The organism is Fulvivirga kasyanovii (assembly GCF_009711405.1).
GTDB lineage: Bacteria > Bacteroidota > Bacteroidia > Cytophagales > Cyclobacteriaceae > Fulvivirga > Fulvivirga kasyanovii.
The window spans coordinates 10,444-29,334 of record NZ_SMLW01000628.1 but is presented as its reverse complement, the minus strand read 5'-3'; the positions used below and the strand labels follow the sequence as shown (position 1 = coordinate 29,334).

The window sequence follows — 18,891 nt, the reverse complement described above, 5'->3', positions numbered from 1 at the left end:
CTCCAGGCGTTTGTCGCGTAGCTCTAAGGCTGAATGGACAACGCCGTGGATAACGCCATAGGCGGACTTCGCTTGTCTGAAAACTTCTTCGCAACGCTTAGGGTCGCCTATATCGCCTCGGATATAGGTCAGCTCACTCCCTTTCGATTCTATCCGGGATCGAAGGGCTTCCTGCTCCTCTCCCAGGGCACTGCGCCCTACCCAGATCAGCTTTATCTGGTGTTTATCGGTAATATGATCGCTCAGAACACGACCTAATCCGCCGGATCCACCGATGATCAGGTAGACTTTGCCTGACTCGAATCGGTCTACTCCTGCAGCTGGTAAGTGGATGGGGTGTAGTTCTTTTCTATACACCTGTCCGCCTCGAAGGGCCAGTAACACAGGTAACTCCTTCATTTGAGGCATCAGTTGTTTTATCTGTATGCCTGCTGAGGATATATCAGAATCAGCCAGACTCAGGTCCAGTAACCTGATGCTAACTTCGGGATACTCCTTATCCAGGGTTTGGGCCATACCTAACAGACCTCCACTGAACGGCTGGATTTTTTCAGACCCTATGACCGAACAGGTATCATTGGTCAACACAAATACTGACAAAGGTCCCTCAAGTTGTTTACGCTCAAGTAAAAACTTGAAAATTCTAAACAGTCCTCTAACACTCTGCTCAGCGTGTAAAACTCCCTGTGTTGTGTCTTCAGGGTGCAAAGGCGTAGTCTGCAATCCTCCCAAATATATAATTCTATCTATTCGCCCCTGCTCTTCAAGTACTTTTGACATTCCAGTAATGCCATACAGACCGTTATCAGCTTTTGCATTTACAATTTCGTCAACGGATAAAAACGATACCTTGCTATCAGAGATAACCTTGGCTAGTTCTTTTGCCAGCTCTTCATTATCTGATGAATGAATGTAAAGTGTATTTAGTCGTTGACCATCATTATCTGGTTTATTGACTTCTAATGAAACACGTTTCCATTGTAAATTATAGTAATTGGATTGAGCAACTTCCGAATTATCCAATTCCCTGTTTATAACATCATGAACTTTAATACATACCTCTCCTTTTTGATTTAAAATAGCTCCATGATATTTACCGTCTTTTGACTTGATAGCATAAGCGTAGCATACAGACTGTGGCTTGGCCATAAATTCAACCTGTCCAACACTGAAAGGCACTTTTAGACCCTTTTCAGCCTCCAGGTGCATCATCAATGTAGCGGTCGTTTGCAAAACACCATCCATAAGTGCCGGTGAGAGGTGGTAATCATCCAGCTCATGGGCAAAGGCTTCATCGACATTTATAAGTCCCAGAGCCTCATCTCCGGTAATCCAAAATGACTTGATCACACTATAATAAGGTCCGTAAAACACACCTTTCTCCTGCATGCTTTGATAGAATTTCTCAAAGCTTATTTCATGGCGTGGCTGCTGCAGGGCTTCAAGGGCAATGTATTCCTGTGAGGTATTGGATGATAGTTGTAATCTCCCACTGGTATGAAGTTCGCCTTCTGCACTAAGTACCTCGAAATCGTAGTGCTCCTGGTTCAACTTTAGCACTACATTCACCTTCACATCTTCATCAATAATCAAAGGCTTAAGCCAGTAAACATTCGATATGCTGAAAGGACCTTTTTTGAGCTGACTAGCCGCCTCATAGGCCATCTCAAGGTATCCTACTCCGGGAAATATACATTTGCCTGCAACTACATGGTCTTTTACAACATCTTGCTGGTTGCTAAGTAGTTTCTCAAATACATGCGTATGCAGTTCATCATTTGGTACTAAACCATCAATCAGTGGGTTTTTATTTGCCACAGATATCCAGTGTCTTACCTGCTTAAAAGGATATGCAGGGAGGGGAATTCGATTTGGTTTTCTGTCATATAATTCTTCAAATTCAATATCAACACCTCTCGCCCATAACCTGGCCAGGCTCCTGATATCTCCTTTGCTCATCAAACGCGTCAACAGAATATCCTGAAAATCATCTATTTCTGTCAGATCCTCAATAAGACCATTATCTACTGAAAGTTTCTTCAGGCTTCCTGTAAATATGTCTTCATCTGACTTATTCTCAACAATTGCCGTTAATTTTTGAATTGTGGAATTAATATCTTCAACCACAAAAGCCACGCGCTCTTCCATGGCTTCTCTGCCTTTTTGCAGGGTAAAAGCGATATCTGCCAGCGTATGATCACTGCCCTCTTGCTGCAAATAGGTTTTAAGTTGTGATGCCCTCCGGCTTAGCTGATCTTTATCTTTTGCAGAAAGTACTATAAGGTATTGGCCTGTGATAGAATTAGCCTGTATTTCTTTACTATCAATATATTCTTCAAGTAATATATGTGCATTAACACCTCCGAACCCGAATGAACTTACTCCTGCTCGCCTTGGAACTTCATCTCCTGCCTCATCTTTAAGTCGTGTCCAGTCTCTGGTTCCTTCTACTATGTAAAAAGGACTATCTGCCAAATCAATGTGTGGATTAACCTGATTGAGGTGAACGTTGGCTGTTATTTTTTGATTTTTCATGGACAGAATAACACGCTGCAAGCCTACTATCCCTGCGGCTCCCTCCAAATGTCCAACGTTCGTTTTTACTGATCCAATACCACAATGCGCCACTGCCGCCTCATTGTTCCCGGTTGACTCCTGTAACCTTTGAAAAGCTTGTTTTAAACCATTCACTTCAATAGGATCACCCAATGCAGTGCCCGTACCGTGAGCTTCCATATAGCTAATAGTGGCAGGGTCAATCTGTGCCTGTTCTATAGCGTTAATGATCAGATCGGCCTGAGCATTCGGGTTGGGTGCTGTAAGTGAGTTTGTACGCCCTCCGTGATTTTCTGCTGAACCGCGAATGACACCATAAATGTAATCTCCATCGCGCTCAGCCTCAGATAATCGCTTCAGCATAATCAAACCAGCTCCCTCGCCTCGTACATAGCCGTTGGCTGATGCATCAAAAGCCTTGCAAAGACCGTCAGGGCTCAGCATTTCATTCTTGGCCAATGCTATATGCCCAAAGGGGCTCAACATGATATTAACTCCTCCCGCAAAGGCAACATCGCAATGTCCGTGACGGATAGACTCAAGTGCCTGATGTACTGCCACCAAAGAACTTGAACAGGCAGTATCTACTACTACACTTGGCCCTTTAAGGTTGAGTATAAAAGAAAGCCTGTTGGCAATCATGGTTTTAGCCATTCCCGAAACTGTATGTGGTGCTATTTCGCAGCCACTATTCAGGATCAATTCTGTATAATCAGAACTTACGCAACCAATAAAGACTCCGGTATTGCTTCCTGAGAAATCTGCTGGTTTGTAACCTGCATCTTCGAAGGTATTCCAGGTCATTTCCAGCATGATCCTCTGTAAAGGATCCATCAACTCCGCTTCTCGTGGCGATATGCCGAAAAATGAGGCGTCAAACTTATCTAAGTTCTTAATAAAACCGCCCCATTTAGAGTTGGTCTTATTTTGCTCTTTGTGTACGTCTCCCTGGTATTTTCTCCAATCCCATCGGTTTACAGGAATCTCTGTTATCAGGTTTTCATTAGCTTCTAATTTCTCCCAGAATTCCTGAAGATTATCTGCCTGGGGGTATTTTCCACCCATACCGATAATGGCTATTGGCTCATTAGCCAGTGACTCTTGTTTTCTTTTATGCGAAGACTCACTTTGACTGCGTGTTATATTATTCTGAGGATTATTTCCTCTATCACCTGATACTATATGGGATGCAATAGCTGCTATGGTCTGGTGCTCGAAGAATGTAGCCGGTGTAATTTTTTTATTGAACTTCTTACTTATTTTGACTCCAAGGGCTGTGTAGCCTATTGAATCAAAACCGAAATCTCCAATGTTTCTGTCCTTTCCTACCTGATTAACGTCAAGGGATTGCTCTTCTGCAATGATTTGTATTAACTCACGCTCTATTTGCTCTTGTTCAGGTGTATACTTTGTATTTTGCTTTTCCTGCGGTACCTCTCTCCTGTCATCAGTAACTATTGATAAATCGGATAAGGACTTTTCAACGAGTGCCTTTCTGTCCACTTTATTATTCAATGTCAATGGGTAAGCATTGATCCAATGATATAAAGTTGGAACCATATACTCCGGAAGAGTCAGTTTTAAACTATTCTTGAGTTCGGTTTCTGATATTTCCTTATTAGGGTAATCCTTTTTCAAAAAGGCCACTAATCGTTCCTCTCTCTTTACCACCACTGCATCGGCTATACCTTCTATTTTTTGTAATGCCAGCTCAATCTCTCCCAACTCAATGCGATGGCCATTGAACTTTACCTGTTGGTCTATTCTTCCCAAATATTCTATATGGCCGCTTTCGATATATCTTCCCAGGTCACCCGTTTTATAAAGTCGTTTTTTTACTCCACCTACTTTTCTTTCCACGAAACGTTCAGCAGATTCCACGGGCCTGTTCAAATAGCCAATGGCCAGTCCTACACCACTGATATAAACTTCTCCGGGCACTCCGACGGCACAGGAAGCTCCATCCTCCTGCAACACCATCATGTCCATGTTATCAACCGGTTCTCCAAGGTTAATGGTTGCATCTGCATCTACCTTGGCTACTGAGGCCCAAATGGTGGCTTCGGTAGGGCCGTACATATTCCATAAAGAACGGCAACGTTCTATTAGTGACTTCGCCAGCTCTGCGCTCAGCGCTTCACCTCCACACAGTAGGTTCAGTTTATCACACCCCTCCCACTCAGCGGCAAGAATCATTCTCCAGGTACTCGGAGTAGCTTGCATAATGGTAATGTCACCACTGTCTAACCTTTCTTTAAGGAGTATTCCGTCTTTGGTGGTCACGCTTGAAGCAATTTCTACTGCTGCACCGGCTATCAGAGGCAAGAAAAGCTCAAGATAAGCTATATCAAAACAGACTGTAGTCACTGCGAGTAAGCGATCTGTCTCTGATATACCCGGGCGTTTCTGCATTGAAAGCAGGAAATTGCTCAGGCTATTATGACTTATCACTACGCCTTTTGGCTTACCCGTGGACCCGGAGGTAAATATGATATAGGCAGGGCTGTCTCCCTGAATATCCGTGGGCAAATCAGCCTGACTTCCTTTAGCTTGTAGGATCTCCTCATAGGTAATGAAATTGTGCTTTCCTTCCGGCAGTCTTGTCTTAAGGTTGTCATCTGTGATAACCAGAGGCACTCCACCATCTTCAAGCATATGCACCAACCTTTCTTTTGGATACATTGGGTCCAGGGGAACGAAAGCATTACCTGAAGCAAGTATTCCTATAAGTACTGGTAACAAATTCTCGGTACGATCAACAAACATTCCGATATGAGCACCTGAGATACCTCCGGCTATTAAATACTTTGCCACCCGATCACTTCTTTCCAATAGCTCATGATAAGTCAGACTGTTGTTTCCAAAAACTACAGCAACATCATCCGGCCTTTTAGATGCCTGATCACGGATAAGATCTACTACGCTCGGTAAAGTTTTGACTTGTGGAACATTCATGTCAGCGTTACTGATCATCTCTTTTTCAACTGTATCAAAACCTATAGATTGAATGGGGCTATCCGGTTCGCGTAAACTACTTTCCAGCAAACTGATGAAGTGATTACTAAACTGTTTAATCAGGTCTTCATCATACTGGTTAGTATCATATTTAAAAAACACCTCAAATGTGCTGTCAGGATATTCAACCACCTCCATGGTAAGATCAAATTCACCAACTTGTCTCAGGCTTTCTATTCTTTCACCAAGTATTCCTTCCTGATCATTTACTTTCAGTTCTTCTATCTTCTGATAATAAAAGGCAGTGGAAAAAAGGTCCGTAGAACGGTGATTGGCCTTTAATGCTTTCTTGAAAGTATACAATGGATAGTGGCTATGATCATAAGCATCAAATATGTTGTCACTAACCTGCTTCAATAAAGCACTAAAGGTTAAATCTTCTGATAAGTCACAGCGCAGGGCTACCATATTGATAAAGCAGCCTATGGTCCGCTCAAACTTCATCCCGGGTCGTCCTATCATGGGTATACCTACTGCCATGGATGTTAGCCCGGAGTATCTGTACAGCAGTATGTAATAGACACTGAGCATCAATGCGAACGAAGTCTGTCCCTTGCTTCTGGTCAGCTCGCGCATCTCCTGAGCCAATGCCTGATTTATTTTAACTGAGTATAATGCTCCTGCGGAACGATTGTTTGCTCCTGATGAAGAGCCAGTGGGCAATATTTTCGGGTCAAGCTGATCAAAAGCTTGTTCAGTCCAAAATTTGGCTAGTCTTTTCCCTTCCTGGCCATTGAGCATATCTTGTTGCCACTCAACAAACTGAGAGAAACCTGGCGCGGAAGATGTGGATTCAGGTGTGTCGAGCCCTTTCTGAGCATAATAAGACGTAAGCAAATCTTCCAACAATATAGCGACTGAAGCTCCATCAAACACCAGGTGATGAACCAGAATCAGCAGAGCATATCGATTATCCACTCGTTTATAAACTTTAACCCTAAGCAGTGATTCATTTTCCAGATCGAAGGGTTCTTTACTCTCTTTTCTAATCCTGTCGATCAAGCTGGCATCGCTTTCGTTTTTTGCATCAACCACGGTAAAAAATACCTTTTCATCTCCATTGAGCATATGAACCGGTCGGCCCTGATCTATCTGAATCCGTGCCGCCAACAGGTTATGCTTCTTAACTACCTCCTGAAAGCTATTTTCTAAAACTTTTAGGTCAGTAGTATCAGCCAGCCAGTAGACTAAAGGAATATTGTAGGCATGGGTACCCGGGTTCATCTGTTGGGCAATCCATAATGCTTCCTGTCCCTCGCTTAATGGAAATTGGACCGTTGGTTCTATGTTTATTGTATCCATGATTTTTTACTTCACTAAAATTATTCTGCCTATTTAAAGCTGATCTTTAGTCGATTCCAAAAAAAACTCCAGCCTGCCTTATACAGGGACTACAGCCTCCACTTGATTTTCCTGAATTATTTTTACCAGTTGCTGTACAGTAGTGTGACCAAAAAGTGCTTTCATTGACACTCTGACATCAAAGTATTCCTCAATTAATGATAATAGTTTAACTGCCTTCATTGAATCAAGCCCCATCAGGTCCAGGGGTTCATCAACAGGCACTTCTCCGGGAGGTACTCCCAGCAGCTTAGCCACCATACCTATAAGCTGTTCAGTTTCTTCGCTCAGTCCGTTTGTTTGCTCTTCTTCAGCAGAAGGTATTGTATGCTCCGGTTCTGTATAGACTGAGTCATTAAAATGATACGGGGTATTCTGAAAAGGGTAAACAGGAGCTGATACTCGCCTCATTTCCTTCCCTTCATACAGTTTTTTCCAGTCAATTTTCTCGCCCTGGACCCAGAACTGCGCCAGCTTTTCATAATTTCTTCGGCTGAGTAACAGATGAAGATATTCTTGTCCTTCATCTCCCTCCAACAAGTAGCTTGTTTTTCTTAATTGCTTAGTGTTGCCAGAAAATATCTCATTTTCTGCCTGAACGTCTCCCTTTACATAGCTTTCCAGTAGGTTAATAAGCTGATCTTTTGAGCTTACAACCATTGCCAGGCGTTCTTGCATCTCTTCCCTCCCTACTTGTAATGTGTAAAGAAAATCTGGCATCGAGATGTCATCCGCATCTTTCAGAAACTGAATGGTGTCTTTAACATATGCCAGAATACGGTCTTTATTCTTAGCTGATAAAACGAACAACATAGGATTTCCTTCAGGCGCTTCAGCCTGAGCAGATGTGTATTGTTCCAACACTACATGCGCATTCACCCCTCCAAAGCCAAACGTACTGATGCCTGCTCGCCGTGGCGCATTATTTTGATCATCCGGCTTTGTCCATGCTCTGTTTTCATTCAGCACATAAAACGGGCTGCCTTCAATCTTAATTTGTGGATTCAGTTGGGTGAAATTGGCATTACGAACAAGCTTATTATGCCTCATAGCCAGCAAAACTTTGAATAAGCCTGCCATACCAGCAGCAGCCTCCATATGTCCGAGATTAGTTTTTACTGCCCCTATTCCACAATAGTTGACTGGGGGGTTGTTGTATTGATAATCCTGATATAGTGTTTTAAATGCTTTATTCAGACCGTTAAACTCTATAGAGTCGGCCAGTGTCAGCCCTATGCCCTGTAATTCCATGTAGTCTACAGTAAGCGGGTCAATGTTGGCTTTTCTCATGGCCGATACGACCAGTGACGCCTGAGCATTTGGATTGGGTGTAGTTACTGAATTAACACGACCTCCATGATTGACATGCGTACCGCGTATGGTTGCATAAATGTGGTCATTATCTGCTATTGCCTTAGACAGTGGTTTGAGCATTACTGTTCCTACCCCTTCTGACCTTACATAGCCATCTGCATCTTTATCCAAAGCCCTGACTTTTCCTGTTTCTGATAAAACCCCGGCAGCACCAAAAGCGACGTGACTTGAAGGGTCTAAAATGATATTTACACCGCTAACCATACACATTTCGCAAGTTTTACTTCTTAAGGCTTCCACTCCACGGTGCAATGCTACGAGCGAACTGGAACAGGCGGTATTTACGGGTTCGCTAGGGCCTCTGAAGTCAAAGAAATAGGAGATCCTATTAGTAAGTATAGCATGTGAGTTGCCCGTTGTAGCCTGAAAATCACCCTCTTTGCAATCAGCTCTTAGCATATGATCATAATCTGATGTAGCCACTCCAACAAATACACCTACATCTTTGCCTGCCCATTCGCTGGCTTTATAACCGGCATCTTCTATGGCTTTCCAAACAGATTGAAGCAGTAGGCGTTGCTGCGGATCCATATACCTGGCTTCGGCAGGCGATATTGAAAAGAAAGGCGCATCAAAAGCATAAATGTTATTCATAAACCCTCCCCAACGACTATAACCTGCACTATCCTGTGCTTTGGCATTCCATCGCTCCTCAGGTATTTCAGTGATCACATCTTTTCCTTCCTCCAGCAGTTGCCACAGGTCATTCAGTGTATCAGCCCCGGGCATTTTGAGATCAACCCCTACAATGGCTATTGGCTCAGGTCCGTCTGTATCAGGGGTTTCCTTTTCATCAGCATAAAATCCATTATATGCTGGTTTGGACTCTTCATGTTGTACAGGTTGCGGGTCTATCCGATTACTGCTGTCAACATGATTGAATACAATTTCTTCTTCCCTGGCCAAATCCTTTTCATCGCGCGGAGCAACCTGGGGATATTCCTCCATCAGATAGTCTGCAAGAGAAGCTAGTGTAGAATGCTCAAAAAATATTGAAGGCATCAGGTCAAGCTCATATTTTTCGTTGATTTTATTAGCAAACTCAGTGAATGATACAGACTCAAAACCGTATTCATCAATCCCAGTATCAGGTTCGATATCACTGATATCGATTTTAAGTATTTCAGAAACCATTAAGGTTAGTACACTTTCCAGAGACTTCCGGCCATCCTTACCTTTGCGTTCTGCTCCATTATGAGAGTGGGGAGATGCAGTTCCATTCAAATCACCAGAAGGGCTTTTTTCAAGCTTTAGCACTTTCTTGATTTTATGTAAATCACCCTTAACAACCACAAAATTATTAGCCGTAGTATTTAGGCCTGTATACAGTGCCTGCAAACCGTCCTGATCACTTAAGGCGTACATACCAAAAGTTTGTTCAAAAAGTTGTCTGGTACCCTCATTAACCTGCATTCCTCCATTTTCCCATAAGTGCCAGTTAACGGATAAGCTTTTTCCGCTTCTATTACCTTTTTGACGTAACAGCTCTCTATGAGACACAAAGTGATCCATGAAGTTATTGGCATAGGTATAGTCACACTGCCCCGCACTACCAATAGCGGCACCTATAGTTGAGTAGAGAATAAAGAAATCCAGAGGCTCGTTAGCAGTATACTTGTCGAGGTAACAAGTACCATGAACTTTTGGAGCAATAATTCCTGACACTTCATCAAGGCTCTTATTCTGAATAAAGGCACTTTTCATGACACCGGCACAATGTACAACTCCATCTAATTGACCAAAACGATTTTTGATCGTGTGAATAAGCTGCTTTACGGAGTGCTCGTTGCTGACATCACAGGGTATGTATTCAATGCTTACATTTTCCTTTCTTATGCCGTTCAATACCTGTTGAATGGCATCCGTAGATCCGGATCTTCCGGAGACTACAATATTCAGAGGTATGGTGGCCGTCAGCTGGCGGGTCAGCAATAAGCCAAGCCCTCCCATACCACCGGTAATGAGGTATGTGCCTCCTTCCCTAAACCACAGAGAATCTGTTTGCAACTGTGGTTCAAATGATTTTAAAGCGTGGACATAACGCTCGCCTCTCGTATAAGCAACTTCCGCGCCCTGATCAGATCCTGCCTGCATTTCTGCATTAAGCCACTTTGCGGCCTGCGGTGTATTGACTTGGTCTGCCGGAACAGACAAGGTTTTAAAGTTGATCAGCCTGTTCTCCAGGTTCATGGATTTGGCAAAAGCTCCGGTCGCTTTCAATGCTGCATCAGCATAATGATCATTTGTAGTATACAAATAGATAAATTGCCTTGATTTAGTCGAAGCATTATGTTTAACCCAGCCCTTAGTCAAGAGAAAAAGCATGTATATGGACTCACCCAGTGTCGTATCCAATTCAATACGGCTCTTTGAGTCAATTTCTGAAACCTGACAGACTACCTTAGTGACGTTTATATTTTCACCTGCCAAATGCTGAAACAATTCTCCAATCTGGTCTTCATCGGCAAGGTTTAACGTATAAAAATCAGGAGCCACCTTTTTAAACTCAGCGCTGCTACCGGCCACTATCACCTGATGTGAAGGGTACAGTTGTCTGTATTGCTGACATAACTCATTGTCATTAGTAACCCACAATACTTTATCCGATGAGCCTGTCTGGGCATGTGTAATCAAATCCTGCCGCTCCCACTCTTGTCTAAAATAGAGGTTGGTTTCAGAGGGCTGCATGATTGTGGTCTGTTCTCTTTTTCCTCCTGGTATGTCTATTGATTTAATGGTAAACTGTTTCAATAGCATAACCACCTCTCCCCTGTTATCTAGTATGTAAATATCAAATACCCGGCTTCTGTTACTACCAGCAGGTGCCTGAAGTGATGTATATACATAAAACTCATGAGGGATAGCTTTCTTTACAAACATCTCTTTTAAGGAGAAGGGCAAATACCTCGTCTGTGATCCTTCCAGATGATCCATTAAAGCAATTATGGTCTGAAAGCAACCATCAAGTAATGACGGGTGAAACACATATTCTGAAGCTGTACTCAAGCAAGTTTCAGGTATTTTTACCTTAGCCAGAGATGTATTGCCCTGTATGTTTATTTGTTCAAGAGACTGGAAATGCTTTCCGTAGTGCATCCCATTGTGCATAAAGGTTCGATATATCTCCGCTTGGTTATAGATGGTTCCTTTTCCATTGCTATAGCCTGCAATATCAATTGGTGAAGTAACAACGGGCATTTCCGATGTCCTTACCTGACCTTGTGCAAACCTTATATCTCTTTCACCAGTCACTGTCCATAACACTCCTTTGTCCGACTGCCTTAACTTACACTGGGAAACAACCGGCTCTTTTTCCACAATAAGCGGTTGTTCCCAAACTACATTGCTTAAAGTCAGGGCATCACTCTCCAGTGACTGACTTCCGGCCTGATAGGCCATTTCAAGGTAAGCAGCTGCGGGAAACACTTTATGTTTCACACCATTCATTTCTACCCTGTGATCTTCTAGGTAAAACTCATCTCCACTAAATGTGGTCTCGTAACATTGAGCCAAAAATGAAGACCTATTCTTATGCAGTAGAGGATGAAGGTTATCTACATGGGCATGGAAAGTATTGGCCGTAGGGGTTTCCGAAACAGGAAGCCAATGGCGCTCTCTTCTAAACGGATACAAAGGTAACGGCACCTTCTCACAGGTATTTGAGCGATGTAAATATGCCCAGTCCCAATGGGTGTTATTTACCCATAGGCTTGCCAGTTTTGCATGAGCCTTTTGATCAGCTAAGGCTGTAATTTCCTGTGTTGTTACTCTATTAACGTCAGATGAGGCCTTTTTAGGGTTGCCTGTATATGTTTTTTGATCCGGCTGATTATTTACAAACCGAGTTAATGAGTCTGTTAAAGATGTAATGGATTCTGCAACTATTGCCAGCCTCTCATCCAGGGCCTCCCGGCCTGTTTGCAAGGTATAAGCTATATTTTGAAGTGTATAAGGTGACGCCTCTACGACTGAATTTGCCTTAACCAGGTGACCATACTTATCAAGAAACGCATCCAGGTATGTATGTAAATCTGTTGATTGGTAAATCAGCTGTTCATCTATGTGAATATCAAATCTTTTACTTACCTCTCTGTTAAAAGTCATCAATGAGATAAGATCAACATCCAGTTCATCCCAATTGTCGTCCAAATTCAGCATGGCTACCTCCACACCAATTTGTTCGGCAAACAAGCGCTTAATAGTATCTGAAATATCATTTGCCACAGACTTCCCGTTAAGCCTTCCTGATTTCAGAAAGGCAGCCAGATTTTTGGCAGATTCGGTAAGCTGGGCTTTATTCCTGGCAGATAAAACTATTAACTGTTCCTCGTCAGCAGGTTGCTCTGGTCTGGTGCGAATATCAACATACTCTTCAAGGATAACATGTGCATTAGAGCCTCCCGCACCAAAAGAACTAATAGCTGCACGACGTGGAGCAGACATGCCTTGCCCTCCGCCAGGAAGTTCCTGAGTGGTCCATTTCTGCTTTGTCTTCTGTACGTAAAAGGGTGAGCCCGCAAAATCTATATTTTCATTTAAGATGTCTGCATGTAGAGAAGGAACAAGGGTCTGATGCTTCATTTGCAGAAGTATTTTGGTAATACCTGCCATTCCTGCACATGCTTCTAAATGCCCAATATTTGACTTTACTGACCCGAGTGCACAGTAATTTGTCTTATCTGTAAACTTCTGAAACGCCCGGGTAAGTCCCTTTACTTCTATAGGATCGCCAAGAGATGTACCTGTACCATGCGCTTCAATATAACTTATAGTGGCAGGATCAACGTTAGACTCCTCCAATACCTGCTCAATGAGTGCTTCCTGTTCGTTGGGATTAGGTACGGTATAGCCGTTTGTCTTTCCTCCGTGATTCAGTGCAGTACCTTTTATTAATGCGTGTATATTGGTGTTATCGGATTCCGCCTGCTCCTGTGAGGTTAAAACAAGAACACCTACCCCTTCACCTGGTACATATCCATCCCCACCCTGTCCAAAACTCCGGCATTTCCCTTCGGTAGAAAGAAACTGACCATTACTTAACAAATGGTACTTATACGGATGTAAAGAAAGGTTTACTCCGCCAACAATAGCATAATCTATTTCACCTCTGCGAATAGCTTCATGAGCATAATGCAGCGCCGTAAGTGAAGAGGAACACATCGTGTCAATAGCCAGGCTCGGCCCTTTCAGGTTGAACCAGTAACTAACCCTGTTTGGAATGGACGCAAGTGAGCAATTAGGATAAACCTCATCTTCACTCTGTCTTTTGTCCATGGCCAAAAGCTTATATTCACTCCAGGTAGCACCAAGATATACACCTACCTTCTGATTTTTAAAGGATGTACGTGTATAGCCTGCATCTTCGAGTGCGTGCCATGTCATTTCAAGAAACAATCGCTCTTGTGGGTCCATGAGCTCTGCTTCTTTCGGTGAAATGTTAAAAAACAGAGAGTCGAACTTATCAACATCATCAATAAACCCACCCCATTTTCCATAAATCTTGCCCTTCTCTTTTGTATCAGTTGAAAACCGCGATGTGTAATCCCATCTATCCTCAGGGATCTCTGTAACACAATCTTTACCTTCCTTTAGGTTTTCCCAGAATATATCTAGTGTATCTGCTTTCGGATACCTCCCGCTCATACCAACTATTGCCACTTGTTTAAGCTTACCTATATCGTTATCAGACATTTGCGTTGTCGCACCTGGTTGTGGCACAAGGTTACGAGGTTTGGCATCCTCATCACCTGACATTGCATTGCCTTCGGTAAGTTCAAGCTTTCGCAACACTGCATCTTCATTATACCTCAGCAGGTATGCGGCTATTTCATTTATAGTTTGACACTCGAAGAACAGCGTTTTTGAAATACCTCCAATTTCAACTTCCAGCATCTTATTTAATTCCTGAATCATTATGGACTCTATACCATAATGCTCCATAGGTTCTTCAGCCTTCAGTATCTCCGCTGGTGTATTAATTACTTCGGAAAACTTAACTTTCAACCAGTCTTCAAGTTTGGTCTGGGTTGAATCATTATCGAGCGCTACGGGACCACTAACAGCGCTTTCCGCTTTTATACTTTTATCACCAGCATCCACCCAGTGCCTGGTGTGTTCGAAAGGATATGTAGGAATAGAAATCTTGCGATAGCCATCTTTTGGATTATAAAGCTTATGCCACTCAATCTTCTGTCCCGATACATATGCACCCCCCAGGTTTCTGAGTAGTTCTGTATAGGCTGAGTTATTCTTTTCAATTGTATACTTCGAAAGAGACTCTAGTATCTGAGCTGCCTGATGCCCTTCATTATTTGACAACTTACTAATGATATCCTCATGTTCAGCAGCATTTAAAATGTTTTGAAGTTTGTTTTTAAGATCTTCTAAAGTATCAGCAACTAGTGCTATCCTGTATTGAAAATGACTTCGTCCTACTGTACTTGCACAGGCTATATTACATAATGCATGTCCCTCCCCTACGGTTTCGAGCCAGTGCAGCAGGTCCTTCACTTTCTGCTCCAATGCATAATTTGACTTGCCTGACAGGCATACAAGGTAAGCCGGAAGAGCGGAAGGTCCGCTGTTGGGTAATTCGGGTGTATCCTCTATCACCATATGGGCATTCGTACCACTAAACCCATAAGAACTTAATGCAGCCCTTCTTGCCTTATCACTTCTGGTCCAGTCTTGGCCTAAGGTGTTGATTCTAAAAGGCGTTTTATCTAACTGCAACAGCTCATTTTGTAGCTCAAAATTGATCTGAGGTGGCATTTTGCTATTCTTCATAGCAAGCAATACCTTAAACAACCCAGCCATACCGGCACTGGCAATAGGGTGACCTATATTAGCCTTTACTGAGCCTATGGTGCAGGACTGGTTACTACTATTTTTTGAAAAGACATTATTCAGGGCGCCTATCTCTATAGGATCTCCCAGTTTCGTGCCTGTACCATGAGTTTCAATATAATTGATTGAACTGGTATCAATTTTATTCTTTTCGTAGACTGAACGTATTAAAGTTTCCTGAGATGAAGCATTGGGAGCCATGATACCATTAGTCTTGCCATCCTGATTAATACCTGAAGCCTTAATTACTCCATGGATCTGATCTCCATCTTCCAGAGCTTTGTTTAGTGCCTTAAGTACAACTACGCCTACTCCTTCTGCAGGTACAATACCATCAGCACTGGCATCAAAAGGCTTACATTGGCCTTGAGGTGATAGCATGCCCAGCTTACCTGACATTTCATGTAGCCAGGGTGTAGATAGCACACAAACTCCACCTGCTAATGCCATATCTGATTCTCCTGCCAATATACTTTTACACGCCATATGAATGGCAACAGCTGAAGAAGAACAGGCAGTATCTAAAGAGAGCGCAGGCCCTTTTAGGTTGAGGAAATAAGCGATTCTGGCTGCCAGTATTGCCATATCATTGCCCATCAGGGCATGGCCGTATTTGTTATATTCTGATTGGTTAACAATGTTGATATAATCACCAGGCCTCATACCCATAAACACTCCCACAGTCTGCCCGGAAAGAGCTTCTTCAGAGTAGCATGCATCCTCTATGGCTTTCCAGCTTTCTTCCAGCAAAAGCCTCTGCTGAGGATCCATGAGTTCGGCCTCTAAATGTGATATATGAAAGAATGAGGGCTCAAAGCAATCCACGTTATTTAAAAATCCTCCCCGAGTCGCCGACTTGTTATTTTGTCCATCATCCTCAATCGGGTTATACTGCTCGCCCCAACGGTCTTTCGGATACCCGGTGACACTATTAACACCATTCATCAGGTTCTCCCAAAAATCCTGCAGATTGTCAGCCCCCGGAAACCTGCCGGACATACCAATAATGGCAATGTCACTTTCTGTTACTCTTTTGGGCTCTGGGGTATCATGAGTAACTGCCTCTGAAGTTTCCGGAACATCCGGTACAGATTCCTTAGCCGCCACCGGAACTGTAACATTAACAGCATCGGTATCTTCAAAAGTAACCTCGTTCTCTTCCGGTACCGGAACATAAGTTAGAGATGACAGTGATGAATCTCCTGCCTCTAAAAATGCACTCAACTCCTGAATAGAAGCATGACTATACAACTCCCCGATAGAGATGTTTTGCTTCAACTGACTGTTGAGTTTATTCAAAAACTCAACAATTTTGATAGAATCAAACCCTACACCATACCATCGCTTGGTAATATCGACCTGATCTTGTTCAAGTATATCACAAGCAATTTGATGAATGACTCCCATCAAACTATCTTGTACTATTGAGGTATTAGCGGGCTGTGATTTGTCCCTGGACAACTTGCTAAGATTGCTGTAATCTACTTTACCATTTAAGGTACGTGGTATTTCATCTACCAACTGGAATCTGGAAGGGATATAGTTATCCGGCAACCTGGATGACAGGTACTTTAAGAATGCCTCTTCGCTTGGTTTCGTGTCCTTTTCAGGTTTAATATATGCCACCAGGGATTTGGACTTGCCTTCGCTGCCCTCTACTCCCAGAACACACTGAGCTACCTCATGGTGTTCCAGTAGAATATCCTCTATTCCTTTTAGCTCAATGCGAACACCTCTTATCTTTACTTGTCTGTCTTTCCTGCCTGTTATTATTAGCTTACCTTCCGGGGTAAAATAAGCCATGTCACCGGTTTTATAAATACGGGAGTCATTTGACTTGCTAAACGGGTTAGGTATAAATTTTTCTGCTGTCAGCTCTGGTTGACCAAGGTACCCAATGGCCAAAGAAGGTCCGCCAATATGTAATTCTCCGGGCACACCATCAGAGACAAGGTGGCCCTGGCTATTCAAAATGTAAGCCTCAATATTGGGAACTGGTTCAAACCCACGTATCTGCGATGTTGCCTCACTGCTATAAGTGATCTCTTCGTAGAGAACACCATTCATCTCGGTAGCACCGTAATCATTTAATAAAGTAACTTCCGGTAGATGTTCAAAAAACTTATTGCATAATGCCGGAGTCAGTGGTTCGCCGGCTGTTATCAATAATTTCACAGAACCAAAATGCTGTTTAAACGGCAGATCAGACTCCAGAAATACTTTTAACAAAGAGGGTACCATTGAAAAGAATGACACATGATGTGTAAATACAGCTTTTGAAAGTCTCAATGGATCCTTTACTACTGAGTTATGAAGAATCACTGTAGTTGCTCCCTGTAGCAGTCCGCCCAACAGCTCCCATAATGAGGGGAGGAAATTGAGCATAGTACGCTGAACAATTATGTCATCTTCGTTAAACGGATATTCTTTCCACAGCCAGCTAAACCTGTTGATCAATTGCCTTTGGCTATGAATTACCCCCTTGGGTTTTCCTGTAGAACCGGATGTATAAAGTATTAAAGCCTCATCGTCAATGTTAAAGGCAACTTCAGATTCTTCCTTTACTGACACATGAAAAGGAGTCCATTCACTGTCCAAACACAGCACGGGCACCCCCATGCCATTAAGGATGTTTACGTGCTTCTCCAGAGTTAACAATACCTTTGCATGAGTATCAGCCACAATGGAACGCACCTGCGCTACCGGATATGACTCATCCACAGGCACATATACTGCACGGAGCTTCAATATTGCCAAAAGTCCGATAAACGTTTGCTCGCTACGTGGGGTATAAATAACCACGCGCATTCCCGCTCTGACTCCTAATGATACAAGTGATCGTGCTAATTCATCAACCTGCTCAGATAGCTCTGCAAAGGTAGTTGTTGAAACTTCATCCTCCTGGCCATGGTATATTAGTGCTGTTTTCGTACTATTCTGTTTAACCTGCGTTGTAAAGCGCTCAAAAACACTTCTATTATCGTCATAAGTTTGTTTTGTTCCCTTCCAGTCGTTAAGGATTTTCTTCTTGAGCGCAGGAGTAACCATATTCTGATCCAGTACAGATCGCATGGGGTAATCCAAACATGATTTCAACAACTGTAACCAGTTGTCTGCAAAACTGGCTGCGAGAAACTGACTAAATAAACCCTTGTTGTAGACCCAATAAAAATCTATTACCCCATCTTTTTCATATCCCAACAGACTCAGACTGCTTTCTGACATGTGTTTTTTACACTGTTTCAAAATATCAGTTTTGCTAAGGTCTTTTTCAAGCATCGCCAAACCAATGGTATTTGTACTGTCAACATTTAGCGCATCCAAGTCTGATATTTTAACAGTATGCTTACGAGCCTCCTCGTACTGCTTAGCTCCTGTCACCAGTATATCCTCGAACTTTGTGGCCTTTGTCATCTCTACTTCTACCGGTGTAACTTCATCAAACAAAGTCTTACCGGATTTGCCTTTATGCTGGTAAATACAGATCTTCCTTTGTTCGTTAAACTGGTATAAGAACGTATGAAAAGCGGCTCTGAGACAATCCGGCAATGATAGATTGTATGACTCAGCCAGCTTTTTGACTTTTTTGGTTCTACTGGCATTGAGGGTAAAGTGATGTAAGTCCAGTTCATTGTACTGATCTGAACTAACAGACAAATGAGAGAATATACTACTCATACTACCTTCCCAGGATAATTCCAGCTCTTTACGAGGTTCAACTGCCATTTTTATTGGATTTATGGATACTGTTAATGAAGT

2 protein-coding genes are annotated in these 18,891 nt (G+C 42.8%); both read right to left on the bottom strand.

Annotated elements, in window-relative coordinates; translation table 11 throughout:
- Positions 1-6,873: non-ribosomal peptide synthetase (locus E1163_RS21100; protein WP_155174450.1), on the bottom strand; the 6,873-nt coding region annotated here is incomplete at its 3' end.
- Between the two features lie 78 nt (positions 6,874-6,951).
- On the bottom strand, positions 6,952-18,858 hold the full coding sequence (locus E1163_RS21095; RefSeq protein WP_155174449.1) for a non-ribosomal peptide synthetase: 11,907 nt from the start codon (positions 18,856-18,858) through the stop codon (positions 6,952-6,954).
- Positions 18,859-18,891 lie beyond the last annotated feature (33 nt).